This is a genomic window from Cobetia sp. BL01 (assembly GCF_056493605.1).
In genome coordinates, this window is sequence record NZ_JBVBEE010000005.1 from 84,699 (window position 1) to 110,085 (window position 25,387).

General features: G+C 63.9%; 22 protein-coding genes. 7 read left to right on the forward strand and 15 right to left on the reverse strand.

Annotation, left to right across the window (positions count from 1 at the left end):
* Positions 1-5: 5 nt before the first annotated feature.
* The 3 genes from ACZYGA_RS10995 to ACZYGA_RS11005 all read right to left on the reverse strand — a co-directional run bounded on the left by ACZYGA_RS10995 (position 6) and on the right by ACZYGA_RS11005 (position 2,275).
* Positions 6-362: a hypothetical protein gene (locus ACZYGA_RS10995; protein ID WP_136939521.1), complete on the reverse strand. Its 357-nt coding sequence runs from the start codon at positions 360-362 to the stop codon at positions 6-8.
* A gap of 178 nt (positions 363-540) precedes the next feature.
* Positions 541-816: an HU family DNA-binding protein gene (locus ACZYGA_RS11000; protein ID WP_024952843.1), complete on the reverse strand. Its 276-nt coding sequence runs from the start codon at positions 814-816 to the stop codon at positions 541-543.
* Positions 817-1,090: 274 nt separating this feature from the next.
* Complete coding sequence (locus ACZYGA_RS11005) at positions 1,091-2,275, reverse strand: NAD(P)/FAD-dependent oxidoreductase (protein WP_279855719.1); 1,185 nt, start codon at positions 2,273-2,275, stop codon at positions 1,091-1,093.
* 151 nt (positions 2,276-2,426) lie between these two features.
* Here ACZYGA_RS11005 and ACZYGA_RS11010 point away from each other — a divergent pair, with 151 nt between their 5' ends.
* From ACZYGA_RS11010 to phoR, 4 genes are all read left to right on the forward strand, one after another.
* On the forward strand, positions 2,427-3,074 hold the full coding sequence (locus ACZYGA_RS11010; RefSeq protein ID WP_240704350.1) for a chorismate--pyruvate lyase family protein: 648 nt from the start codon (positions 2,427-2,429) through the stop codon (positions 3,072-3,074).
* 30 nt (positions 3,075-3,104) lie between these two features.
* Positions 3,105-3,986 carry a 4-hydroxybenzoate octaprenyltransferase gene (gene ubiA / locus ACZYGA_RS11015; protein WP_084207713.1) on the forward strand — a complete coding sequence of 294 codons (882 nt, stop codon included), beginning with the start codon at positions 3,105-3,107 and terminating at the stop codon, positions 3,984-3,986.
* A 227-nt stretch (positions 3,987-4,213) separates the two neighbouring features.
* Positions 4,214-4,903 (forward strand): phosphate regulon transcriptional regulator PhoB, encoded by a 690-nt coding sequence (phoB, locus tag ACZYGA_RS11020; RefSeq protein WP_077379851.1) that lies wholly within the window; start codon positions 4,214-4,216, stop codon positions 4,901-4,903.
* A gap of 7 nt (positions 4,904-4,910) precedes the next feature.
* Entirely contained in the window at positions 4,911-6,206 is a 1,296-nt protein-coding gene (gene phoR, locus ACZYGA_RS11025; RefSeq protein ID WP_279855721.1) for a phosphate regulon sensor histidine kinase PhoR, read from the forward strand.
* Positions 6,207-6,311: 105 nt separating this feature from the next.
* Here the strand turns inward: phoR and cysZ are convergent, their stop codons facing one another.
* From cysZ to ACZYGA_RS11055, 6 genes are all read right to left on the reverse strand, one after another.
* Positions 6,312-7,040, reverse strand: a complete 729-nt coding sequence (gene cysZ / locus ACZYGA_RS11030) for a sulfate transporter CysZ (protein ID WP_084207711.1) — start codon at positions 7,038-7,040, stop codon at positions 6,312-6,314.
* Between the two features lie 186 nt (positions 7,041-7,226).
* Positions 7,227-7,952 (reverse strand): phosphate signaling complex protein PhoU, encoded by a 726-nt coding sequence (gene phoU / locus ACZYGA_RS11035; protein WP_479399187.1) that lies wholly within the window; start codon positions 7,950-7,952, stop codon positions 7,227-7,229.
* 256 nt (positions 7,953-8,208) lie between these two features.
* Positions 8,209-9,054: a phosphate ABC transporter ATP-binding protein PstB gene (gene pstB / locus ACZYGA_RS11040; RefSeq protein ID WP_077379842.1), complete on the reverse strand. Its 846-nt coding sequence runs from the start codon at positions 9,052-9,054 to the stop codon at positions 8,209-8,211.
* On the reverse strand, positions 9,051-10,850 hold the full coding sequence (gene pstA, locus ACZYGA_RS11045) for a phosphate ABC transporter permease PstA (protein WP_479399189.1): 1,800 nt from the start codon (positions 10,848-10,850) through the stop codon (positions 9,051-9,053). The genes pstB and pstA overlap by 4 nt, the downstream gene beginning before the upstream one ends.
* A complete protein-coding gene (locus ACZYGA_RS11050) occupies positions 10,847-12,877 on the reverse strand; it encodes an ABC transporter permease subunit (protein ID WP_479399191.1) in 2,031 nt (676 codons plus the stop codon). The genes pstA and ACZYGA_RS11050 overlap by 4 nt, the downstream gene beginning before the upstream one ends.
* A gap of 139 nt (positions 12,878-13,016) precedes the next feature.
* A complete protein-coding gene (locus ACZYGA_RS11055) occupies positions 13,017-14,015 on the reverse strand; it encodes a PstS family phosphate ABC transporter substrate-binding protein (RefSeq protein ID WP_479399193.1) in 999 nt (332 codons plus the stop codon).
* Positions 14,016-14,403: 388 nt separating this feature from the next.
* Between ACZYGA_RS11055 and ACZYGA_RS11060 the strand changes: the two genes are divergently transcribed.
* Positions 14,404-14,829, forward strand: a complete 426-nt coding sequence (locus tag ACZYGA_RS11060) for an acyl-CoA thioesterase (RefSeq protein WP_077379833.1) — start codon at positions 14,404-14,406, stop codon at positions 14,827-14,829.
* Between the two features lie 129 nt (positions 14,830-14,958).
* On the opposite strand, the gene ACZYGA_RS11065 is transcribed toward ACZYGA_RS11060, so the two are convergent.
* The 3 genes from ACZYGA_RS11065 to hexR all read right to left on the reverse strand — a co-directional run bounded on the left by ACZYGA_RS11065 (position 14,959) and on the right by hexR (position 19,499).
* Positions 14,959-16,059, reverse strand: a complete 1,101-nt coding sequence (locus tag ACZYGA_RS11065; RefSeq protein WP_077379831.1) for a TRAP transporter substrate-binding protein — start codon at positions 16,057-16,059, stop codon at positions 14,959-14,961.
* Between the two features lie 206 nt (positions 16,060-16,265).
* The gene (gene uvrD / locus ACZYGA_RS11070) at positions 16,266-18,488 is read right to left on the reverse strand and encodes a DNA helicase II (RefSeq protein WP_479399195.1); all 2,223 of its coding nucleotides are present in this window, start codon (positions 18,486-18,488) and stop codon (positions 16,266-16,268) included.
* A 144-nt stretch (positions 18,489-18,632) separates the two neighbouring features.
* A complete protein-coding gene (gene hexR, locus ACZYGA_RS11075) occupies positions 18,633-19,499 on the reverse strand; it encodes a transcriptional regulator HexR (protein WP_043331730.1) in 867 nt (288 codons plus the stop codon).
* Between the two features lie 166 nt (positions 19,500-19,665).
* Between hexR and ACZYGA_RS11080 the strand changes: the two genes are divergently transcribed.
* Positions 19,666-19,884: a PA3496 family putative envelope integrity protein gene (locus ACZYGA_RS11080; protein ID WP_077379827.1), complete on the forward strand. Its 219-nt coding sequence runs from the start codon at positions 19,666-19,668 to the stop codon at positions 19,882-19,884.
* A 483-nt stretch (positions 19,885-20,367) separates the two neighbouring features.
* Here the strand turns inward: ACZYGA_RS11080 and ACZYGA_RS11085 are convergent, their stop codons facing one another.
* The gene (locus tag ACZYGA_RS11085) at positions 20,368-21,735 is read right to left on the reverse strand and encodes a sodium-dependent transporter (protein ID WP_077379825.1); all 1,368 of its coding nucleotides are present in this window, start codon (positions 21,733-21,735) and stop codon (positions 20,368-20,370) included.
* A gap of 401 nt (positions 21,736-22,136) precedes the next feature.
* The gene (locus ACZYGA_RS11090; protein WP_479399196.1) at positions 22,137-22,964 is read right to left on the reverse strand and encodes a DUF72 domain-containing protein; all 828 of its coding nucleotides are present in this window, start codon (positions 22,962-22,964) and stop codon (positions 22,137-22,139) included.
* Positions 22,965-23,297: 333 nt separating this feature from the next.
* Here ACZYGA_RS11090 and ACZYGA_RS11095 point away from each other — a divergent pair, with 333 nt between their 5' ends.
* The gene (locus tag ACZYGA_RS11095) at positions 23,298-23,990 is read left to right on the forward strand and encodes a YitT family protein (protein WP_479399198.1); all 693 of its coding nucleotides are present in this window, start codon (positions 23,298-23,300) and stop codon (positions 23,988-23,990) included.
* On the opposite strand, the gene rluF is transcribed toward ACZYGA_RS11095, so the two are convergent.
* Entirely contained in the window at positions 23,987-25,276 is a 1,290-nt protein-coding gene (gene rluF, locus ACZYGA_RS11100; RefSeq protein ID WP_479399200.1) for a 23S rRNA pseudouridine(2604) synthase RluF, read from the reverse strand. The genes ACZYGA_RS11095 and rluF overlap by 4 nt on opposite strands.
* Between the last annotated feature and the right edge of the window lie 111 nt (positions 25,277-25,387).

The following is a 25,387-nucleotide window of genomic DNA, read 5'->3' on the forward strand; positions in this document are numbered from 1 at the left end:
TCGGTTCAGCGAATCCGCTTGAGCAATGACTGCAGACGATTGAGCTGGGCGGAATCCCCGACCAGACGCACGCGCTGCTCCATCATGCCATTCAAGAAGGCCTTGGGAGACGGCTTGAGCAGGAAGGCCACCGCACTCTCAGCCTCCGCGAAGCGCAGCTCAAGCTCCGTATCCACCGGCAGACCGGTGCCGGAGGTCACACCTTCCCGAGACATCCGATAATGACGCGCGATGCTCAGATCCTCCGTGGCAACGCCCCAATCCAGCGAACGCGTCTCGAGCTGAGCGCGAAATTCGGGGTCGCGCCGGAAGGCACGCTTGAGCAGCAGGCCCAGTACCCACAACAGCAACTTGAGCTTCATGGCGTCATTCCTTCCTTGAGAGGCGGCACGGTCAAGCGGTCAGCCGCGAACAGCCATCGATACCGTCCATGACAAAATGCCACCGGGCCCGAGTGGCGGAGCCGGTGGCATCGATACTGACATCGGGCAAGCATGGCGGGCCGCCACGCCAGCAGGGGCGCGGCGGCGTGGACCAGACTTACTTGGTCACCGCATCCTTCAATGACTTGCCCGGCTTGAAGGCCACTGTCTTGCTGGCCGGGATGGTCAGGGGTTTGCCTGTCTGGGGGTTCTTGCCGGTACGCGCTGCACGCTGACGCACCGTGAAGGAGCCAAAACCAATCAATGAAACATCGTTGCCCTTGGCGACCGTGTGGGTGATCTCGTCGAGAATCACGTTCAACACCTGACTAGCCTTGTCCTTGGACAGATCCGCACGCTCGGCGATGGCCGCAGCGAGTTCTGGCTTGCGCATGAAAAGCCCTCCTGGTTTGGCATTCTGCACGGGCGGCTCAGCCGCCGATTCATTGTTGTTCTTGCACGAATGTTGTTCTTGCACGGATGTTGCTGCACTTGCTGGCATTGCATGGCGCTTGGGCGATGCGATACCGGGTCCCCCTTTCACGGGGTGAACGTCACCGGTAACACGTCGTCCCTGATTCTCGCCTGACGCTCTGTGACGGAAACTTCACTATCGTGCCTGACTACGCTGGCTTCAAGGGGTCTGCGACCATCGGCCATGGCATCGCCTAGCCTAGCAACGGCGGTGCCTGCCGCGCCAGCTCGACTTTCCTGCGAACGGAGGCGCCTGTCAACGCATATCCAATCAAGCGTTCGTTCGCATCGAGAGCGCGTGCATCGAGATCATCTCCCTCGCCCGTGATGTCCCAGCGCGCCACGGCCGTCCGAGGCGGGTAGGCCACGATGGGCAGCGCCGGTGTCTTGACCAGCACGGGCCAGGCCTTCCAGTCGAGCTCGACCGCCTCGCCGCACAGATTGGCGGCCAGCACCCGAGCCGCGGCCTGCAGGGGCTGCACGTACATGGCATTGACCCCTTCGACACTGGCGCAGTCTCCCAGCGCCCAGACATGCGGCCGGGAGGTGGCAAGGTGACGATCGACGCGGATGCCGTCCCCACCAGCACTCAACCCCGCGCCCTGTGCCAGCTTGATGCGTGGCGCGAGCCCCGTGGCCAGCAGCACCAGCGAGCCCTCCACCGCATGACCACTCTGCAGCACCACGCTGACGGGCGCCTGCGTTGCCTTGCCGGCGGTGATGGTCTCGACCATCTCGCCTTGCAGCCGACGCACGCCGATGGCATCGAAGGCCTTGCCAAGTCGCTGGCCGAGCGCCTGGGGAAGCAAGCCATCCAGCGGAGTGTCTTCCGCCGCGACCAGGGTGACCTCATGTCCTGCGGCTTTCAGGTCATTGGCGTATTCACACCCCACCAGACCGGCACCGACGATCACGACACGGCCACTCTCCCCCGCCTCACGCGCTGCCGTCAGCGTGGCGCTGAAGGCGGCATAGTCATCGAGATCATTGATGCTCATCACGCGCGAGCCGACCGAGTCATCGATGGGGAAGGGTCGCCGCGGCGCGGCACCGAGTGCCAGCACCAGCTCGTCATAGGCCAGGCATTCCTCGCCCAGCCAGACCTGTCGCGCGTGGGTATCGATGCTCGTCACTCGCTGATGGGTGCGCAGCTCGGCGTCCAGTTCATCCACCAGGGCCACGGAGGTCTGCCGTGCCAATGCCCGGGCGCTCATGCCCTTGGCAAAGGCGGTGGACAGCAGAGGCTTGGCGTAATCGTGGCCACTGTCCTGACTGACCAGGATCAGTCGACTGTCCTTGTCACGCGAACGCAGGGCACGCGCCAGGCCAATGCCGGCCATGCCGGTGCCGATGATGACAAGGGTACGAGGGTCGCGCATGGCGCCATCTCCTGAGATCGATCCGAGAGGAAAAGAGGGTAGTCGGGCCCCAGCATACCAGCCTGCCACTGGCGCGGGCATGCTCACGCTGCAGGCCTTGCGGTTCGGGCGTGCTAGACTCGCCACTTGTCATCCTGACAGGGAATTCATCGTGGTCTGTCACTCCCACTCGGCAGCGTTTGCCGGCAAGATCGCCATCCGGGCCATGTCTCGCTCGGAACTCAGCACTCCCTGCGCTCACCAGAGAGCGATGGACTCGGCGGTCCGCCGCCACTGGCAGCCCGCCGCGAGCCTGCAAGGCGTCATGCCGGCCGGCTGGTGGCCATGGCTGTCCTCCAGCGACTCGCTGACCCAGCGTCTCGATCACGCCATGCGCATGCTCGATGGTCAGGGGCTGCGCGTGCGCCTGCTGCTGCAGGACACCGGCCCTGCCCGGCGTGATGAGGCGCGGATGCTGGGTATCGCGCCACGACGCCATGTCTGGCGGCGCGAAGTGGCCCTGTGTCATGGCGATGAGCCCTGGGTGATCGCGCGCTCGCTGGCGGCGCTGGACCTGGCCCATGGCCACCGTCTTTCGACGCTCGGAGAAGGCTCGCTGGGCCATTGGCTGTTCCGCCAGCCCGACCTGACCCGCAGCGCCATCGATGTCAGCCGGGCGCCACTGAGGCTTGCCAGCACGCAGCCGCTGGCACGCACCGCCAGCCTGTGGATGCGCCGCTCGATGTTCTCGCACGGTCGCTTCCGGGTACTGGTCCAGGAAGGTTTCACCCCTCGGTTCCAGCACGCTCTGGAACTCTGATTCCCCACTGCCGTTCGATCAGGAGTCTTGATGTCAGCGTCATCCGCTTCCCGCCCGTCCAAACTGGCCGATTACCTCGCCCTGACTCGTCTGGACCGCCCCATCGGCACCTGGCTGCTGATGTGGCCGACCCTCTGGGCCCTGTGGCTGGCGGCCGATGGGCTACCGGACCGCGATACGCTGCTGATCTTCGTGGCTGGTGTCTATCTGATGCGTGCCGCCGGCTGCGTGATCAACGACTACGCGGATCGCCACTGGGACAAGCATGTCGAACGCACCCGCGATCGCCCGCTGACCTCAGGACGCATCACGGAGCGCGAGGCGCTGACCCTGTTCGGTGTGCTGGTCGCGGCCGCCTTCGTGCTGGTGTGCTTCACCAACCTGACCACGGTGCTGCTGTCGATCGTCGCCGTGCTGCTGGCGGCCAGCTATCCGTTCATGAAGCGCTTCCATCATCTGCCGCAGGTGGTGCTGGGTGCCGCCTTCGGCTGGGCGATTCCGATGGCCTTCGCGGCGACGCTTGAGGAGGTGCCGACCTATGGCTGGTGGCTGTTCGCGGCCAATCTGATGTGGACGGTGGCCTACGACACCGCCTATGCGATGGTCGATCGCAATGACGACCTCAAGGTCGGCATCAAGTCCACCGCCGTGCTGTTCGGCCGCGCCGACACGCTGATGATCGGTCTGCTGCAGCTGGGCATGCTGGCGGTGTTGATCGGCATCGGCCTGCACCTGGCACTGGGCATCTTCTACTGGCTGGGGCTGGCCGCGGCGGCCGTGACCTTCGTCTGGCAGCAGCGCCTGATTCGCGAGCGGGAGCGTGGCCCCTGCTTCCAGGCATTTCTCAACAACCACTGGTCCGGCCTGCTGATCTTCGCGGGCATCGCGCTGGCGACCTGGCCAGCTGCCTGACCCCTCTTTCCGGCCAATGGGCCCGAGTCCTCATCCGATCTGCCAGCGATCTTCCTCATGCGGCGAGGCGTGGCATTCACGCCTTGAGAGAGTTGAGGGACTCGCTGGCAAGCCGGGCGGCAAGCTGCCAAGCTGGCGATTGTCATCTCACTGTCATATAAGCAGGTTGTAATCGTCATCGACTTGTCATTCTGGCGCGTGCGCCGACTGCTGCATGGGATCTAGCGATGAGCTCCAAGACCGTACTGATTGTCGACGACGAATCCTCGATACGCGAGATGATCGCCGTCGCCCTGGAAATGGCGGATTACCGCGTGCTGGAGGCCGACAATGCCCAGGACGCCCACGCCATCGTCGTCGATGAAAAGCCCGATCTGCTGTTGCTGGACTGGATGATGCCCGGCACCAGCGGGCTGGAACTGGCGCGCCGCCTCAAGCGTGACGAGACCACCGCGGAGCTGCCGATCATCCTGCTCACCGCCAAGGGCGAGGAAGACAACAAGATCCAGGGGCTCGAGGCCGGGGCGGACGATTACATCACCAAGCCCTTCTCGCCACGCGAGCTGGTGGCACGCCTCAAGGCCGTGCTGCGCCGCACCACGCCCAAGGGCGTCGAGGAGTCGGTGGAAGTCGAGGGTCTGATGCTCGACCCCGCCAGCCACCGCGTGACCGCACACGGCAACTCCCTGGAGGTCGGCCCCACCGAATACCGCCTGCTGCAGTTCTTCATGACCCATCAGGAGCGCGCCTACACCCGCAGCCAGCTGCTGGATCAGGTCTGGGGCGGCAATGTCTATGTCGAGGAACGTACCGTGGACGTGCACATTCGTCGTCTGCGCAAGGCGCTGGGCGAGGGGCATCAGCACTTGATCCAGACCGTCCGCGGTACCGGTTATCGCTTCAGCGCCCAGGCCTGAGACGCGGATGCGCTACTGGACGAACGAGCTATGGCGGCTGGGCTATCTGGCGGGCGGCTTCGGGCTGGTCGGCGGACTGCTCGGCCTGCTGGGCTGGGGCCTGGCGCTGGGGCTGGCGCTGTACCTGTTCGTCCATCTCAAGCACCTCAAGAGCCTCTACACCTGGCTGATCACCAACCCCCATGAAGAGCCGCCGCCCGGCGATGGCGTCTGGGGGGATCTGCTCGATCGTCTGTATCGCTACCAGAAGGGTCAGCGTCAGGCGCAGGAGCGACTGCGCAGTATCCTCAACCGCATCCAGGAATCCTCGGAAGCGATGCGCGATGGCCTGGTGATGCTCGACAATCACGGCGACATGGAGTGGTGGAACAGCGCTGCCGAGCAGTTGATCGGCCTCAAGGCCAGTCACGACCGCGGCCAGCACGTCACCAACTATCTGCGTGACCCCGTGTTCATCGATTACTTCAATCGGCTGGCCTATCGTGAGCCGCTGACCCTGCAATCGCCGCTCTCCGACAACCTGACCCTGCAGATCTCCATCACCCTGTTCGGTGACAACGAGCGCCTGGTGATGGTGCGCGATGTCACCCGTCTCTACCGTCTCGAGGAAATGCGCCGCGATTTCGTGGCCAATGTCTCCCATGAGCTGCGCACGCCGCTGACGGTACTGGCCGGCTACCTCGAGACCTATTCCGACTATGCCGATGACCTGCCCCCGCGCTGGCAGCGTGGCCTGGGACAGATGCAGAGTCAGACCGACCGCATGCAGCACCTCGTCGAGGATCTGCTGACCCTGTCGCGCCTGGAGACCGACGAGCTGTCGGGCGAAGGACGTCGCATCGACATGGCACAGCTGCTGACACGTATCCGGGAAGATGCCGAAGGCCTCTCGAAGGAGCGGCATGTCATCACGGTGGAGGTCGAGCCCGGACTGGCCCTGATGGGTGAGGAGCAGGAGCTGAGAAGCGCGATCTCGAATCTGGTCTTCAATGCGGTGCGTTACACGCCGGAAGACTGCCACATCACGCTGCGCTGCCAGAGCACCAGCGAGGGCGTGATGGTCGAGGTGGAGGATGACGGTGACGGCATTGATCCCGTGCATCTACCGCGCCTGACGGAGCGCTTCTATCGCATCGACAAGGGACGCAGCACCGCCACTGGTGGCACCGGGCTGGGGCTGGCCATCGTCAAGCATGTGCTGATCCGCCATCAGGGCCGCCTGGAGATCGACAGCCTGCCCGGCGAGGGCGCACGCTTCCGTTGTCATTTCCCGGTGGAACGCCGCTGCGCGACGACTGCCTGACGGTTGCAGCCCCACTGACACGAACGCCCCGCCGCGCCCTCTGCATGAGGTCACGGCGGGGCGTCGTGGTATCTGCGTTCGTCAACGCTCGCGATAAAGCCTGGCTCAGCGGCGCGGGGCAGGCAGCTGTCGGTAGTGGCTCTGCCACATCAGGACGGCACCCGCCACGGCCCCGGGAATGAACAGCAGGTTGGCCAAGGGCACCAGCGTCAGCACGAACACGGCACCACCGAAGGTCAGTGACGGCCACCAGCGCGCCTTGAGACGCTGCTTCATGTCACCGAAGCTGACCTGATGGTTGTCCATCGGATAGTCCAGATACTGGATCGCCATGCTCCAGGCCGAGAACAGCCCCCACAGCAGCGGTGAGAGCAGATTCAGGCCCGGAATGAAGCCGAGAATGAACAGCGCGATCATGCGGGGAATGAAGTAACCCAGTTTGGCCATCTCGCGCCCCAGCGAGTCGATCCCGATCTTCACCAGGCCACGCTCATCTTCGATCAGGGTGCCATCCAGACGATGCTCGACCTTCTCGGCCAGAATGCCGTAGAACGGCGCCGCGATCAGATTGGTCACCAGGCTGAAGGTGAAGAACACCGCCAGCAACAGACTCAGCACCAGCACCGGCCAGATCAACCAGCTCAGCCATTCCAGCCAGCTGGGCACCTTGAGCATCCAGTAATCGATCCAGCCCTCGAACTGGCTGAACAACAGCCACAGCGTGGCACTGTAGAGCACCAGGTTGATCGCCAGTGGTACGAACACGAAACGGCGTAGCCCGGGGGTATAGACCATGCGGGTCCCGCGGACCAGCGCCGATACGGCATCAATCATGCGACGTCCTCGTCATCTCGTGAAAGGCGGCTGCCCTCGGGCGGCCGGAGCCACACCCTAGCACTACCACCCGTCCCACGCAGCTGTCGGCGCATCGAATGGCAGACGCCCCGCACTCCGTCGGCGGGACAGAGGCGGGGCGTCATCGGCAGACAGGCGTCAGGCCCCGGGGAAGGGGCCTGCACGTCAGGGCTTGTCGAGATCCTGCGGCTGGAGGTCATGGGTGTCGGTGTGACGCACGTCCACGCCCTTGACCAGGAAGATGACGTACTCGGCGAGGTTGTCGGCGTGATCCCCGATACGCTCCAGCGCACGTAGAATCCACATCACGTTGAGCACCGGGGTGATCTGGCGCGCGTCTTCCATCATGAAGGTCATCAGCGAACGCATCGCGCTCTGGTATTCCAGATCCACCGAGGCATCCTCACGCAGTACCTTGAGCGCCAGATCCGTGTCGAAGCGGGCGAAGGCGGTCAGCGAGTCACGCACCATGCTGCGCACATGCTGACTGAGGTGACGCACCTCGACCATGCCACGCGGGCTCTGGCCGTTCTCGACCAGCGAGATGGCATTGCGCGCGATCTTGCTGGACTCGTCACCGATGCGCTCCAGATCGGAGGTGGCGCGAATCACGGCCAGCACCAGACGCAGGTCAGAGGCCGCCGGCTGACGGCGCGCCAGCACGCGGGTGCACTCGTCGTCGATCTTCAGCTGCATGTCGTTGACGCCCTTGTCATTGTCACGCACGCGTGTCGCCGTCTCGCTGTCACCCTCCAGCAGGGCCGTGACGGCATCCTGCAGCTGCTTCTCCACCAGACCGCCCATGGCCAGCAGGTGTGTCTTCAGCGCATCCAGCTCGTGATTGAACTGCTGGGATATGTGCTTGCCGTGCGAATCGCTGGTGATATCCATTACCCTCTCCCGGGAAGTCATCCGCCGAGGCAGGCGGTCTCTGACATGTGGCATTGATGTAGAAGCGCTGCAGCAGGGTCTGGCGCAGGCGGCTCCCTCCTAGCATGACGCCTCTTGATTGCAGTTATATTTCACTCGAGCGCTGGGACGCCAATCGAATCTCGCGCCGCGCTGAAATATCCACGACGCGATGGCCCATCCGCCAACGTCCCGCGCGAGACACGTGTCAGCCACCTGCAGTGCCGCTTCGGTGATCTCACCCGAAACGGCCGGTGATGTAGTCCTCGGTCTGGCGACGACGCGGGTTGGTGAACAGCTGATCGGTCGGGGCATATTCCACCAGCTGCCCTTCATGCAGAAAGGCCGTGGCATCCGAGACACGTGCTGCCTGCTGCATGTTGTGGGTGACGATGACCAACGTCAGGCGTGAGCGCAGCGAGCGGATCAGCTCCTCGATCTTGAGCGTCGAGATCGGGTCCAGCGCCGAGGCTGGCTCATCCAGCAGCAGGACTTCCGGCTCCACCGCCAGCGTGCGCGCGATCACCAGGCGCTGCTGCTGGCCACCGGAAAGCCCCAGCGCGCTGTCGAACAGCCGGTCCTTCACTTCCTCCCACAGCGCCGCGGCCCGCAGACAGGATTCGACCTTGTCATCCAGATGGCGCTTGTCATTCTCGCCGACCAGCCGCAGCCCGAAGGCCACGTTCTCGTAGACCGACATCGGAAAGGGGTTGGGCGTCTGGAACACCATGCCGACGCGCCGGCGCAGCATGGGGACATCCACGCCCCGGGCATGGATGTCCTCGCCTTCCAACCAGACCTTGCCGCTCAGGCGTGACTGCTCATCGAGATCGGTCATGCGATTGAAGGTGCGCAGCAGGCTCGACTTGCCACATCCCGAGGGGCCGATGAAAGCCGTCACGCGCTTGCGCGCGATGCGCAGGCTGATGTCGTCAAGCGCACGCCGTCGGTGACGCTCCTTGCCCACCTGCGCCTGATAATCGAGGCACAGGTGGCGGGTTTCCAGGCACGTGTCCTGCGGATTGACGACCTCGGGGTGCTGCGAGCTCGACTGGACGCTCTCACGTGCAGAGTCACGCTTCATTCGGTGGCTCCCTTGTAACGTTGTGCCAGCATGTGACGCAGGCGAATGGCACTCAGATTGAGGCACAGGATCACGACCACCAGCACCAGTGCGGTCGCATAGACCAGCGGGCGACTGCTGAAGGCATCGCTGCTCTGGAAAGCCAGATCATAGACCTGATGGCCGAGGTGCATGAACTTGCGATCCAGATGCAGCCACGGGAAGCTGTCATCCAGCGGCAGGTCCGGCGCCAGCTTGACCACGCCGACCAGCATCAAGGGCGCGACCTCGCCTGCCGCACGCGCCACCGCCAGAATCAGCCCGGTCATCAAGGCCGGAGATGCCGCGGGTATCACCACGCGCCTGAGGGTCTCGAAGCGCGTGGCACCCAGTGCAAGCGCGCCTTCGCGCAGGCGATGCGGCACCCGCGCCAGCCCCTCCTCCGTGGCCACGATCACCACCGGCAGCGTCAGCAGCGCCAGCGTCAGCGATGCCCACAGCAATCCACCGGTGCCGAAGGTGGGGGTCGGCAGACGCTCGGAAAAGAACAGTTCATCCAGGCCGGCCCCCAGCCCGTAGACGAAGAACCCCAGCCCGAAGACCCCATAGACGATGGAAGGCACGCCGGCGAGATTGCGCAGCGCGATGCGGGTCAGTCGCGTGAGACGCCCCTGATGCGCGACCTCGTGCAGATAGAGGGCCGCCATCACGCCGAAGGGCATCACCAGAATCGCCATCAACACCACCATCAGCACGGTACCGAAGATGGCGGGCCAGATGCCGCCACTGCCTTCATTGGGCGAGCCGGAGACGAAGTCGCGAAAGCGCTCCAGCGTCAGCAACAGTCGTCCGCCAAAGCCCATGGCATTCGGCTGCCAGACATGACGGATGTCATTCAGCGCGATGCGCCCCTCATGACCGCCATTGCCCCCGAGCAGCAGCTGGCCGGCGTCCAGGGCTCCCCGGAGGGCCAGCAGTTGCCCCTCACGGGTGATCAGTGCCTCGCGTGTCGTCTCGAGCTCCGCGATCAAGGAGGCATCCGCCTCGTCCTGCGTCGTGACAGGCCCTTGTCGAGCGGACAGTTGCTGCTGCAAGGCCAGCAGGCGCGCGCTCAAGGCCTCGCTGTCAGCGCGCAGTGCCGCCAGCTGACGGCGCTGCCCCTCAAGCGCCGCCAACCGCGCATGCAGTGCCTCGGCATTCTGGTGCAGTGAAGGAGTCGGTGCCCCCGGGACCGTACTGTCGGAGGAGAGCTGCGGAGAATGATCCAGCTCACCAGTGAGCGGATCACTCAGCGCTCTGGCCATGCCATACAGCACTCGCCCGTCGCGCATTTCCAGCATCAGTGCCTGGCGAGGAAAGCGGATATTCTCCATCAGGGTATCCGGCAGCCACTGCCAGCTCGCCGAGGCCCCATCCTGAGAGGAGGTCTGCAGCAGCCACCAGCGCTGCGACTGTCGCTCACGTTGCTGATCACCGGTGTCCGCTGCCGAGGGACGCAGCTCCTCATGCATCAATTCGCCCAGCAGGTGACGGTTGTCCGCCGCCGGCTCGCCACGGGGGGTCTTGAGCGCCGTGACGCTCTGCCCCGGCTGGGTGGTGAGTTCGACCTCGACCAGCCGTGAGGGCCAGAAGTGACTGAGCGAGCCCACCACCAGCAGGCTGATCAGCCCCAGCACCAGTACCAGCGAGACACTGACCGCCATGGCATTCAGCCAGCCCCAGGGGCCACCATCACGCCAGTAACGTGCCAGACGCGCCGTCACAGGCTCACGAGGTCTGAGCAACGAGGACGGCGGTACCGCATCAGGACGACTCATCCCCAGCCTCCACGTTGCGGCGGCATGAAGCGCAGGCGCAGCACTTCCGCCAGCGTATTGACCACGAAGGTGAAGAGGAACAAGGCCAGCGCGGCAAGGAACAGCAGGCGGTAATGGCTGCTGCCGACCTCGGCTTCCGGCAACTCGATCGCCAGGGTCGCCGCCAGTGAGCGCACTCCCTCGAACAGGCTGGCATCCACCAGCGGCGTGTTGCCGGCGACCATCAACACGATCATCGTCTCGCCCACGGCGCGCCCCATGCCGATCATCATCGCGGAGAACAGCCCGACGGCGGCAGCCGGCAGGATCACGCGGCGCAGACTCTGCCAGGGCGTCGCCCCCAGTGCCGCGGACCCCGCCGCCAGTCCGCGAGGGACTGAGGACAGCGCATCCTCACTGAGCGTGAAGAGTGTCGGCATCACCGCCAGCCCCAGCGCCATGCCGGTCACCAGGGTATTGCGCTGGGCGTAATCGATGCCGTGATGGGCAAACAGCCATTGACGGATGTCGCCCTCGAACCACCAGGCTTCCAGTTGATGAGCCAGCGTCACATCCAGCCACAGCAGCAGCATCAACAGCGGCAACAGCCCGAAGGCGGCCATGTTTTCCGGCATCAGACTGCGCAGTGCGCGCGGCGACAGGGTCCACACGAAACCGGCCACCATGGTGCCCAGCGGAATCAGTACCAGCCCCAGCAGCACGGCCATCAATTCACGCTCGACGAAGGGCGCGACCACCAGCGCCGCGATGAAGCCGATCACCACCGTGGGCAAGGCCTCCATCATCTCCAGCATCGGCTTGATGCGCGCCCGCTGGCGCGGGGCCATGAAACAGGCCACATGGATGGCACAGCCCAATCCCAACGGCACGGCAAACAGCAGGCCGACCAGCGCGACCTTGAGCGTCCCCCACATGATGGGTACCAGCGACAGGCGGGGTTCATGGGCACCGGTGCTCTCCAGCTGCCAGATCCAGGCCGGTGCGTCACGCCCCTCATACCAGACCTTGCCGAAGATCGCGCCAAGCCCCACGACCTGATGCGGATCACGGATCTCGAGACCCGCATAGGCCTGTTCAAGAGCCCCCAGGCCACCTGCCACGGACGTTGGCCGTGCCAGCAGACGACGATCCTCCTGCTGGAAGCTCAACTCGACTCCTGCCGCCACCTGTGCGGGTGACAGCCAGTCCACCAGCTGCCGACGACGCTCGGCCGTGGCGAGATACAGCCCGAGTCGGCCATCCGCGTCGAGTGCCGCGAAGCCCAACCCATGATGTGCCGCGGCGATGGTTCTCACCGGGGCCGACAGGCCACTGTCGAAGTCTCCCGCCTTGATCAGCGGGCTGGCATGCGCGGGCAGCAGGTAATGACTCAGTCCACCGCCGGCATCCCCCAGGATCAGGCTCTTGCCGCCGCGCAGGATACTCAGGGCGGTGATCGGCTGGGCAGCATGCTCCTGCCGGCCCAGCTTGCGGGCCAGAGGTACCTGGCCGGCGGACGCATCGTTCAACTGCCATTGAGTGAAGGCATGCGGCCCTGCCGTGACCAGCAACTGCCCCACCAGGGCCGAAAGGCTGGCCGGGCCGGGCAGCCATTGCTGCTGCCAGCTGCCTTGCGGCGTGGTCGAGGCCAGTCTTGCCAGCCACAGACGATCACCTTGTCGGTCGGGCATGCGCAGCCATAGCTGCTGTCGGCTCTGCGTGAGGTGAGCCTGCCGATGATCCAGTCCCTCGGGTACCTGGAGGGAACTCGATCGACGCAAACCGTCATCGGTGTGCTGGATCAGCTGCAACCGGTTGCCGGCCAGCCACTCGATCCGCCACTCGTCCATGTCCGCGGCGCGAGTGTCCAATGCTCGAGATTCCAGTACCTGCGAGCTGCTCGGCGTCGTGCCGGGCGGTTTGAGCAGCGGCCATGACACGCTGATCAGATAGCCGAGCATCACCACCACCAGCGCCATCACGCCAAGACCGGCAACCGTCAGCCACAGGCTTGCCAGGCGATCGCGACGCAGACGGCGAGATTGCATTCGTGAGGCTTCAGCAGCAGCCGGCATGAATATTCACCACAAGAGAAGAAGCGCGCGGGGAGGGATCACTCCCGCGAGCGAAAGATGGGGTCTGCCTCAAGATTATGTCCATGAGATGACAGCGAGATGACAAGCGTACTCAGAGACCCTCGCCCTCATCCAGCCCCAGACGTTCACGCCACTGGTTCAGCTGATCGTCCGGCAACGGTACATAGCCTTCCCGCAGGATGGCCTGTTGTCCCTGACGCGACATGATCAACGACAGGAACGCCTGCTCCAATGACGGCAGCGGCTCGTCTGGCACACGATTGACGTAGATGTACAGGGCGCGTGTCAGCGGGTAACGCCCGTCGCGGATACTGGCCCGACTCGGAAATATCGCCATGCTGCCGGCGTCACGACTCACCGACAGCTGTTTGACCATGGGAGATGAGGTGCTGAAGCTGGCGTAGCCGATCCCGCCCGGCGAGGAGCCCACGGCGCCGATGATCGACGCCGACCCCGGTTGCTCGCTCACGTCCAGTCGGAAGTCGCCGCCACACAGGGCGACGCGCCGGAAGGCACCGTAGGTCCCGGAGGTGGCACTGCGCCCGAAGCGGCTGATCTGACGCTCAGCCCAGTCTCCCGACAGCCCCAGTTGCCCCCACCGATCGGCCCGCTGACTGCCACACTCATGACTGGCCGAGAAGATGGCATCGAGCTGCGCGATGCTGATCGACTCCAGCGGATTGCGGCGATGCACGAGGATGCCCATGGCATCCAGCGCCACGGGGACTTCCAATGGCGGATACCCGAATGCCCGGATGAAGTCCTGGCGCTCCTGATCGCTCATCGGCCGCGACATCAGCCCCACCCGTGTGGTGCCGGCAATCAGGGCAGGCGGCGCCGTCGAGGACCCCGCTGCCTGCAACTGGACCCGCACCCCTGGATGGTAGCGACGCAGCTGAGCCGCCCACCGCGTCACCAGCACCGAGAGGGTATCGGAGCCCACGGCCGTCAGGTTGCCGACGACCCCCGGCACGGGGCGATATTCAGGTACCTCGGCAAACGCGGGCACGACCGGCATCAGCAGGCAGGCCAGCAACGCAAGGCGACTCGAGAGCCAACGGGGACGACGCAAGGATGCGATGAAGAACATGACGATTTCAGGCCTGAAAGATGAATGATGCGCTCATTGGCGGTGATGACTATCGCGTTGTTCCTTCAACTCCTGCCACTCCTTCAATACCACTTCCCTGCGTGAGGCTGCCTCACCAGCGGCATTGCTGCGCCGAGTATCCTTCATTGCAACGTTGAGGCACGAGACCAACATGCTGCAATGCAAGAAAATTCCCGCTGCAACGCCTGGCGAGAGAGGACATCCCTTCCACTGGCAGAGTAGGATACCGGACATGAGATGCCTTTCGTGAGCCACTGCCCGCTCGGGCTCTCCTTCCATCGCCACTAAGCAAACCATCGACGCCACTGGGCAAACCGCCGACGCCAGTGCACCCTGAAGACATAACAACAAGACAGCGAGTGACGACATGCAAGCCCTGGATGATGCCCCGGTGCCGAACGGCACGCTGACGCTCAAGCTGATCGCTCAGCGTCACGATACCAATCTTTATGGCGATATCAGCGGTGGCTGGTTGATGCATCGCATGGATGAGGCCTGCGAACTGGCCGCCGGCCGTGTGGCCAACGGACGGACTGCCACCGTCGCCGTGGAGGGCCTCGACTTTCTCTCACCGGTGCGCGTCGGCTCGGTGGTCAATATCTTCACGCACGTCACGGAAGTCGGACGCAGCTCGGTACGGCTCACGGTCGAGGTCTGGATTCGGCCGCCTCAGGAGCGCAACCATCGTGCGCTGACCAAGGTGACCGAGGCCAACTACGTGATGGTGGCCCTGGACGACAATGGCCGAATCCGCGCGGTGCCGGAGCAGGGCAACGACGAGGAAAGTGTCTGACGTGATGGACACCGCCATTCATGAAGAAGCCGCCCCGAGGGGCGGCTTCTTCATTTCCCACCAGCGCCCGCCTGACACTGCCTGACGAGCGAGTCGCGATGTCCCCACACACAGCGGCGGGCGGTCACCTCAGCTCTCGCCCAGCACCCGGGCACGCGCATCAAGGAAGCCCTGTTCACCGATGCGCGTCCAGGGGGCGACCTGCTGCTGGAAGGCACGGTAGGACTCGTAGACACGCCTGGCGTCCTCATCCTTGGCGATGAACTCGTCCAGCACCTCGTTGGACGCCTTGAACAACGCCGCGTAGACATCCTGCGGAAATTCGCGTAGCTCAACGCCATGCTCCTCGACCAGCGAGGTCAGGGCGGTGGCATTGCGCAGCGCGAATTCATCCACCATCGCATGATTGGCAATCCTGGCTGCCTGGATCACCACCTGCTGGAGGTCTTCCGGCAACGCCTGCCAGGCCTCGAGATTGACGGTGCCTTCGAGAATGGCGGAGGGCTCGTTCCAGGCCGGGGAGTAGTAATACTTGGCCACCTGATGCAGACCGAAGGCCAGATCATTGTAGGGACCGACCCAGTCGGTGGCGTCGATCACACCGGTCTCCATCGCAGTGAAGATCTCGCTGCCCGGCAGATTCACCGCGCTGGCACCGATGCGGTTCATCACTTCACCCGCGAGCCCCGGCAGGCGGATCTTCAGGCCCTTCATGTCCGAGAGACTGTTCACTTCCTTGTTGAACCAGCCGGCCATCTGGGTGCCGGTATTGCCCACCGCCAGCGGCTTGAGGTTGTGACGCGCGTAGATCTCGTCCCACAGCTTCATGCCATCGCCGTGATACAGCCAGGCGTTGGTCTCGGTGGTATTCATGCCGAAGGGCACGGCGGTGAAGAACTGGGCGGCAGGTACCTTGCCCTTCCAGTAATAGGACGCCGAGTGGCCCATCTGGGCAGTCCCGGAAGACACGGCGTCGAAGACTTCCAGCGCCGGCACCATCTCACCGGCCCCATAGACCTTGACCTGAAGACGACCACCGGAAAGCTTCCCGATCAGACTGGCGAACTCATTGGCACCGGTGCCCAGCGCCGGGAAGTTCTTCGGCCAGGAGGTCACCATCTTCCAGTGGATGGTTTCCTCCTCGGCGGCATTGGCCGTGGAGACGAAAGGTGCAGCGGCGAGACCGGCAGCACCGGCCCCCAGAGCAGAGAGAAAACGGCGGCGTTGCATGGGGCGTTCCTTGTTCGAGTTGTGGGCAATGCATGACGCGGCATCAAGACAGCAGATTATCTGCCACTATGCCGCGACCCATGGATGGCCCACAACTGCACCAAGGCCGTAATGGCGCACGAATACCGCGCCCCCTGCACCGCTTTTCACTTCTCGCCAGCGCCTGCTGTCAGCGCCTCATGCCTGCGTCTGCCATCAATGCAGGATCAGCTGAGTACTTCCAGCTTGGCGAAGCCCAGCACCAGCCACTTGTCGCCTTCGCCCTCGAAGCTGATCTGCACACGCGCTCGCTCGCCCTGGCCTTCGGCGTTGATGACCACGCCCTCGCCGAACAGCGGATGACGCACCAGGCTGCCGAGCGACAGCGCCGGCATGTCGCCATTGGCCTCGACACTCTCCTGACGCGGCCCGGAGGGGCGACGATTCGGCGTAGCACGCTGGGTCGAGACCGGACGCGAGACCTGGCCACGCAGGCGCACTTCCTCCAGCAGCTCTTCCGGCAGCTCACGCAGGAAGCGCGACGGTCGCTGGAAGGTCTCCTTGCCGTGCATGCGCCGCAGCTCGGCGTAGGTCAGGTAGAGGCGCTGCATGGCACGGGTGACACCGACGTAGCACAGGCGACGCTCTTCCTCGAGGCGCCCCGGCTCCTCCAGTGACATCTTGTGCGGGAACAGCCCTTCCTCGACCCCGGCGACGAACACCACCGGGAATTCGAGCCCCTTGGCGGAGTGCAGCGTCATCATCTGTACGCATTCCTCGCCTTCGGCGGCTTCATGATCACCGGCATCCAGCGCGGCTTCGGCGAGGAAGGGCTCCAGCGCCTCGGCCCCTTCGCTGGGGGCTTCCGGGTCCATGCGCTCGCCCTGACTGAAGGCACGACAGGCGTTGACCAGCTCGGCAAGGTTCTCGAGACGCGCCTGGCCCTTCTCGCCCTTCTCGGCGGCGTGGTGCTCGCGCAGGCCGGAGACGTGGATGACGTGCTCGACCAGCTCATGCAGCGCCATGCCGGCGGTGTCGTTGTCGAGGCCATCGATGATGTCGGCGAAGGCACGCACGGCGGTGGCGGCGCGCCCCTTGAGGACGCCGTCGGAAACCGCATCGCTCATCGCCTGCCACATGGTCAGGTTGCCGTAGCGCGCACGCTCGCGCAGCTGCTCGACGGTGCGCATGCCGATGCCACGCGCCGGCACGTTGATCACGCGCTCCAGGGCGGCATCGTCCTCGCGGTTGTTCATCAGACGCAGGTAGGCGAGCGCGTTCTTGATCTCGAGACGCTCATAGAAACGCTGGCCGCCATAGATGCGATACGGCATGCCCTGGCGGATCAGCGTCTCCTCCAGCACGCGTGACTGGGCGTTGGAGCGATACAGGATCGCGATCTCGTCGCGACTGTAACCATGCTCATTGACCAGTTCGCGGATGGTATCGGCGATGTAGCGCGATTCGTCGATGTCGTTGAAGCCGGCATAGACCCGAATCCGCTCGCCACGGCCGCTGTCGGTCCACAGCTCCTTGCCCATGCGCCCGCCGTTGTGGCTGATCAGGGCGTTGGCAGCCTCCAGGATGGCGCTGGAGGAGCGGTAGTTCTGCTCCAGACGCACCACACGGGTATTGGCGAATTCCTCGGTGAAGCGCTGGATGTTCTCGACCCGTGCGCCACGCCAGCCGTAGATGGACTGGTCATCATCGCCGACCACGGTCATGCATTCGCGATCACCGGCCAGCAGCTTCAGCCAGGCGTACTGCAGGGTATTGGTATCCTGGAACTCGTCGACCAGCAGGTGGGCGAAGCGCTCGCGGTAATGCGCCAGCAGGTGCGGTGTGTCACGCAGCAGCTCCAGCGAGCGCAGCAGCAGCTCACCGAAATCCACCAATCCGCCACGCTCGCAGGCCAGCTGATAGAGCTCGTACATCTCGACCATCTTGCCCATGTAGGCGTCGCCGTGGGTCTGGACCTGATGGGCCCGCAGCCCCTCTTCCTTGCAGCCGGCGATGAAGTACTGGACCTGCTTGGGCGGCCAGCGCTCGTCATCGACGTTGTGCTCCTTGAGCAGTCGCTTGACCATGCGCAGCTGGTCATCGCTGTCGATGATCTGGAAGTGCTCGGGCAGACGCGCCTCCTGCCAGTGGGTGCGCAGCAGACGGTGACTGATGGAGTGGAAGGTGCCGACCCACATGTGGCGCAGACTGCTGCCATTGAGCGCCTCGAGACGCGTGCGCATCTCGCGGGAGGCCTTGTTGGTGAAGGTCACCGACAGGATGGCATAGGGCAAGAACTGATATCGGTCCATCAACCAGGCGATGCGATGGACCAGCACGCGGGTCTTGCCGGAACCGGCGCCCGCCAGTACCAGCATGTTGCCCGGCGGCGCGGACACGGCCTCACGCTGATGCGTGTTGAGGTGATCGAGGAGGGGCGATTCGGACATGCAGGGCTCACCACAGGGCAGAGAAGTCGAGGGGCGGGGCAGCGGGTCGGGGGCTGCCCCTGTTCAGGCATCCACCTTATCACAGCGGCCTGCCCTGCTCTTCCCTGCACGCGTCATCCCTGACAGGTGACGCTTGTACGGCACTCAGTGCGTATCGAAGTCGTGATCATCGATGCGCAGGGTGGCAAGGCTCTTCTTGACCGCTTCCAGCTGCTCCTTGAGCTTGGGACCACGTGCCTTGGCGACCCCCACCGCCAGCGTATCGACGATCACCAGATGCGCGATGCGTGAGCTCATCGGCGTATAGATCTCGGTATCTTCATGCACATCGATGTGCAGCGGCAGCGTGACTTCATCCGCCAGCGGCGAGCCGCTGGGACACAGGCCGATGACGGTCGCGCCGGCATCCCGTGCCAGACGCACGCTGGCGATCAGCGCCTTGGTGCGTCCGGTCTGGGAGATGGCGACCACCACGTCGCGCGGCCCCAGCGTCACCGCTGACATGTTCTGCATGTGCGGGTCGGTGTAGGCGGCAGTGGAGATCTGCAGACGAAAGAACTTGTGCTGGGCATCGTGGGCCACGGCACCCGAGGCGCCATAGCCGTAGAACTCGACCCGGCTGGCGGAGGCCAGCGAGTGGATGGCGCGTGCGACGGCTTCGGCATCCAGACGGTCACGCACTGACAGCAGCGTGCCGATGGTGGAATCGAACAGCGAGTGAGAGAACTCCGCCACGCTGTCGGAGTCATTCATCGAGAACTGGGCGAACTGGGTGCCCGTGGCCAGGCGTTGCGCCAGCTGGAGCTTGAAGTCCTGGAAGCCGGCAAAGCCCATCGCACGACAGAAGCGCACTACCGTCGGTTCACTGACCGAGGATTCACTGGCCAGATCGACGATCCGCATGTGAATCACCTCCTCCGGATGGCGGAGGACGTAACGGGCAACCTTCTGTTCAGAGCGGCGGAAATTCTCCATCCGGCTCCTCAGGTCGTCGAAGATGGCATGACTCACGGCACACTCCTTGCAGACTTCATGGGCATGCCTGAGCTTACGACATCCCCCGGGGGGTGTCGCCATCACAGGCGGTCTATGGTCACAATTTTGTCAAGTGAGCTATAGTAAAACGGTGTGGCGCCAGTGAAAGCCCACATCCTTTGGATGCCATGGAGGTCGAATCATGCGTAATTCAGAGCAGGTAGATACGCTCAAGAACGAGCTTCTCGATATTTTCATGACCCTCGGTGCCGACGAACATCAGGCCCGCAAGAAACAAAGCGCAGTCCGCCACCTCCGCGCCAGACGCGGAATCGAAATGCACAACGAAATCAAGCGCCTGAGCGAGGATTTAAGCGACATCGAAGTGCTGGAAACGGAAAGCGATATCGATACCCACTGATTCTCGGGCGGGGAGCGATACGTCTCCCCGCCGAGCAGTCCCCCATCTCCCTGCCAGCTCAGGGACGCGGGCTTCTGTCTTCCTTGCCGCCATCTCTGATGAGCATGGTCAGCCCCCCTCGCGACATTTTCTTCTGCCTTCGGGCCCTCAGCCTTCATTTCCCTCTGCAACAACTCTGCCTTCTGCCGCGCGCTCGCCACGGTGTCACTCTCGATCGTCCTTCATCTGCACCGACATTCTCTGCCTCATTGTCATGTCATTGCCCAGGACGATGCACCAACAGGGTGCAAGTACACACCGACATGAACGTGACGTCCGCCACCTCCCACACTGAGCATCGAGTCGCCGCCAGGGCGTCCTGCACGGGCCATCTCGGCCAGAAACGCAAGAGGCTCGCCGGATAGGCGAGCCTCTTGTCGTTCTTCAATGCCGTCAGAACCGTGCTGACAGAACATCAGGACAGCCTGAAGAGTGGGGCCGGGATTACAGGCTGGAGGCGAAGACCACCACCACGCCGATCGGGGCGATGAAGCGCGCCACGAAGCTCCACAGCTTGAAGGCCGAGTCGCTCATGTTGAGCTGACTGCGCACTTCATCACGCCCCATGAACCAGCCGACGAAGACGATGGTCGCCAGGCCGGTCAGCGGCAGCATCAGCTTGCTGGTCGCGTAATCGAGCAGGTCGAAGATGGTCATGCCCTCGAACTTGGCGAACATGCCCAGCGGCGCCACATCACTCCACAGATTGAAGGACAGGATGGTGGCGATCCCCAGCAGCCAGGTCGCGATCCCCGCCACCCAGGCAGAGGCCACGCGTGACATCGGCGTCTTCTCTTCCAGCCATTCGACGATGGGTTCCAGCAGCGAGATGCCTGAGGTCCAGGCCGCGAAGACCAGCAGCACGAAGAACACCACGCCGAACACTTCTCCGCCCGGCATGTGGCCGAAGGCCAGCGGCAAGGTCTGGAAGATCAGGCCCGGGCCCGCAGCGGCGTCGAGACCATTGGAGAACACCACCGGGAAGATGGCCAGCCCCGCCAGCAGAGCGATGACGGTATCCAGCACCACCACGATCAGCGCGGTACGCCCGATGTTGACGTCATCGGAGAGATAGGAGCCGTAGGCCATCATGATGCCCATGCCCAGTGACAGGGTGAAGAAGGCATGCCCCATCGCCGCCAGCACGCCATCCTTGTCGAGCTTGGAGAAGTCCGGTGTCAGCAGCCAGGCAGCCGCTTCGGCGAAGCCATCAGTGGTCGCCGCATACCCGACCAGCATGACCAGCATGACCGCCAGCAGCGGCATCAGGATCTTGGCGGCACGCTCCAGACCACCCGCGACGCCCCCGGCCACGACCAGGATCACCATCAGCATGAAGGCACTGTGCCAGGCCAGCAGGGTGGTCGGGTCGCCCAGCAGACCACCGAACAGACTGCCTGCCGTGTCAGAGGTCAGGCTTTCGAAGCTGCCACTGGCGGCGTCAGCGATGAAGGCCAGTGCCCAGCCACCGATGACACTGTAGAAGGACAGGATCAGATAGGCGCCGAGCACACCGGCCACCCCGATCAACACCCAGGCGGGGCTACGCTTGAGGCGCGCACTGATGTGACTCATGGTCGAGATCGGGTTCTTCTGTCCCAGGCGGCCCAGCAGCCACTCGGACATCAGGATCGGCAGGCCGATCAACAGAATGCAGACCAGATAGACAAGAACGAAGGCACCGCCGCCGCTCTCACCGGTCATGTACGGGAATTTCCAGATGTTGCCCAGTCCGACGGAGGAACCGACGGCGGCCAGGGTGAAGGCCAGGCGAGAAGACCACTGAGCGTGGGAATGCGGTTTGGATGACATGTGAGTCCCTGATTCGTCGCGATGATGCCAGCCACGGGTAGCGGCCTGTGGCATCTTGTTGTGCTTGTTGCATCATGCTGGCGAGACGGAAGGATGAACCGTGGCCGACAGGATGGCGTCGCAGGATCACTGCTGTGGTGCATCTGGCCGTCATCATGGCCGGATAGGCCCGAATGACAGACAGACTGGTGTCGATAGACACGCCGGAATGGACACGCTGCCCGCCCCGGTAAATATCGCCGTGGTAACGACAATAGGTAGGTAAAGTTACTCGATTGACCCGATATCTACCAGCAAGCCACCCTCAGACCATCGCCTCACGATAGAAAACAGCGACTGAGGCCGGCAGGTCACTTCCCCCGTCCCGCAAGACACTGAAGCGCGACAGGCAGCGGGTGGCGCTAGAAGAGACGTCCTTGTCCTTCCCCGGGGAAGGCACCGATCAATGGCCGATCAAGCCGCTCCAGCACCTGATTGGCCAGACGACGTGCCAAGGCCGGAGCCGCCTTGTTGTCAGGAGTATGCACAAACAGGAAAGGGCTTTTCCCCTGACTTATCCACAGGGAAAGGCGTTCCACCCAGGCCTGGAAGAAGGCCAGATTGGTCGCGTCGTCATGATGCCCGATGAAGCGGACCAGCGGTTGGCGTGCGCTGGAGAACACATGCAATGGGCGATGCGGCTTTTCCGAGCGTGCCACGGCAAGCCCTGGATGCGCGGTATCGGGGCCACTGAAGAGTGGACGGACATCCAGCATCACGCGATCGACTCCGTGACTTATCAACAAGCGATTCAACTGTCGTTCCACCGAGCCCTTGGCAAAGAAACTCGGGGCACGGGGCTCCACGGCCCAATCAAGGCCAGCACCCTCGACATGCGCGAAGAATTGCGCAAGACGCGGGAGTACCTCCTCGCCCAGGTCACGCGGCAGCTGGATCATGATCGGCCCCATGCGCGACTTAAGCGGCGCAAGCCGCGCCAGGAATTCCGCCAGCTCCTCCTCGATTCCCTGAAGCCTCAACTCATGGGTCAGTCGTCCCGGCAACTTGAAGCAGAAGCGGAAGTGCTCGGGCGCCTGGCGGGCCCAGCTAGCCACGGCGCTCTCCGGCGGCAGAGCATAGAAGCTGGTATTGCCTTCGACACAGTCGAAGACCTGCGCGTAATCCGCCAGATGCTCGCGCGGGCCACTGCCCGGCAGCAGGCTGCCGCGCCAGTCATCGTTGGCCCACATCGCGAGCCCTAGATGAAGATGCCCCGCCTCGCAAGCTCTGTCATGGCCCGCAGCGTGCGGAACATTCGTCTCCGTCGGTGCGGAGGATGCATGAAAATGGTGCATGAAGGCGCCATAGCTAGAGGAATGTGAGGGTCAAAGGCCCAATACACCGAATAATATCGTCTGCTAGAGCGACGTAAGCACAATAAAAACTGTCATCACGGCGTGCTATGGTCCGCTTCCTGCATGAACCGTCACAGGCGAACCACCCCTCGCCGCGACATCGCTTTCTGCCCGCCACAAGCAGGTCGGAAGCCATCATTGTTGACTGCCCATACCCCGGAGCCTGTCATGACTGCTTTCCAACGACTCATCCTGCGTGCCAACGACAGCCGCTCCCGTGCGGCCAATGCCATCACGCTGCGTAGCCTGATCACGCTCTTCGAGGGCTGTCTGCTGGTGGCACTCGGCGTGCGCCTGCTGCAGGCCGGCGGCTTGCTGGTCAGTGGTACCGCCGGGATGTCATTGCTTGGCTCGGACCTGACGGGCTTGAGCTTCGGCAGTCTGTTCTTCCCGATCAACCTGCCCTTCTACGGGCTGGCCTGGAAGCAGCTGGGGCTCAACTTCACGCTGCGCACCCTGGGATGTGTCAGTCTGCTCTCGGTCCTGACGGATCTACTGGCGGTCAGTCTGCCGCTGGGCGACGTCAATCTGCCGGTGGTGGCGATTGCCGCAGGCCTGCTCATCGGGCTGGGGGTCACCCTGCTGTTTCGCGAAAACGCCTCCCTCGGCGGACTCAACATTCTCGCGCTGGATCTGGAGCGACGCTTCGCCATCCATGCAGGCCGCACGACTTTCGCCTTCGACCTGCTGCTGATCGCGCTCGCCGCGCTGGTCTATTCCTGGCCGCAGGTCATCTGCTCGGCACTGGCGTTCGCCACGCTGTCTTTCGTACTGGGCCGCTACCACCGCCGCACGCCTCAAGGATCAGATGCCAGCACCACCGCTCAAGACGATGGCAAGCAGGTGCAGGCAGCTCACTAGCGGCGACCACGCCCGCCATTGGAGCCGCTGCCGCCCTTGTACGACGAGCTCTTGCCCCCGGCACTTCTGCCGCCAGGATTCTTCTTGCCAAAGGTCGTGTTGCCAGAGGTCTTGCTACCAGAAGACTTGCTACCAGAGGACTTTTCGCCAGCCCCCCTGCTCGCCGCATCGCGCTCATCGCGACGCTCTCCGGCCTTGCCACGCGTGCGTGGCTTGAGGCCGCTCGCGAGCTTGCCCGCGCCATTGGCGCTCTTGCTGCCCGGCTGGGAGCCGCCCTTGCCGGCGCTGCTGCGTTCCTGATTGCCACGAACGGACCTGGACTCATCGGTACGCTCCCGCCGCCCCGCCCCTTCCTGGCGAGCACCCGAGCGTTGGCCTGTCTTGGGCTGACCTGAGCCGCGCTGATCCGAGCTGCGCTGGCCCATGGCGCGCTTGCTGCTGTCCTCGCGCCGAGCACCACCACGCCGGCCGCTATCCGTATCCTGCGCGGCACGCTGATGGCGCGCGGCAGTCGCGTGCTGGGAAGGCGTCGGCGCCTCCGCCAGTCGTGAGGCCTCCTCGGTACCACTGGAGCCTTCGATCATCCGATGGATGTCGTCCATCTCGCGCTGGGTGAGATAGCGCCATTCGCCGATGCCCAGCCCGTCCAGGCTGACATTCATGATGCGCACCCGCTTGAGCTTGAAGACCTCATAGCCCAGCGCCTCGCACATGCGGCGAATCTGGCGATTGAGCCCCTGCGTCAGGATGATTCGGAACACATAGGTGGAAATCTGCTCGATGCGGCACGGCTGGGTGATGGTATCCAGAATCGGCACGCCGGCTGCCATGCGCTTGAGAAAGTCCGGGTTGATCGGCTTGTCGACCCGCACCACATATTCCTTCTCGTGGGCGTTGCCGGCCCGCAGGATCTTGTTGACGATGTCGCCGTCACTGGTCAGGAAGATCAGGCCATCGGAAGGTTTGTCGAGGCGACCGATCGGGAAGATCCGCTTGGGATGGCCGATGTAGTCAATGATGTTGCCTTCCACGTGGCGCTCGGTGGTACAGGTGATGCCCACCGGCTTGTTGAATGCCAGATAGACCGCTTCCTGCTTGGCCTTCAACGGCTTGCCGTTGACCAGCACCTCATCGCCTGGCGCGACCTTGGTGCCCATCTCGGGGACGACACCATTGATGGTCACTCGCCCTTCGGCGATATGGCGGTCCGCCTCGCGCCGCGAGCAGAAGCCCGTTTCGCTGATGAACTTGTTGAGGCGGGTGAGCGATGCGTCGCGATCAGTCATGGCAGGTCACGTGCGTGCGCCGGGCGATGAACGCGCAGCGGACGTAAGAGGATAAGAAGGCAGGCGCACAGGATACCAAAAACGGCAGCCCTGAGGCTGCCGTTGGCACGA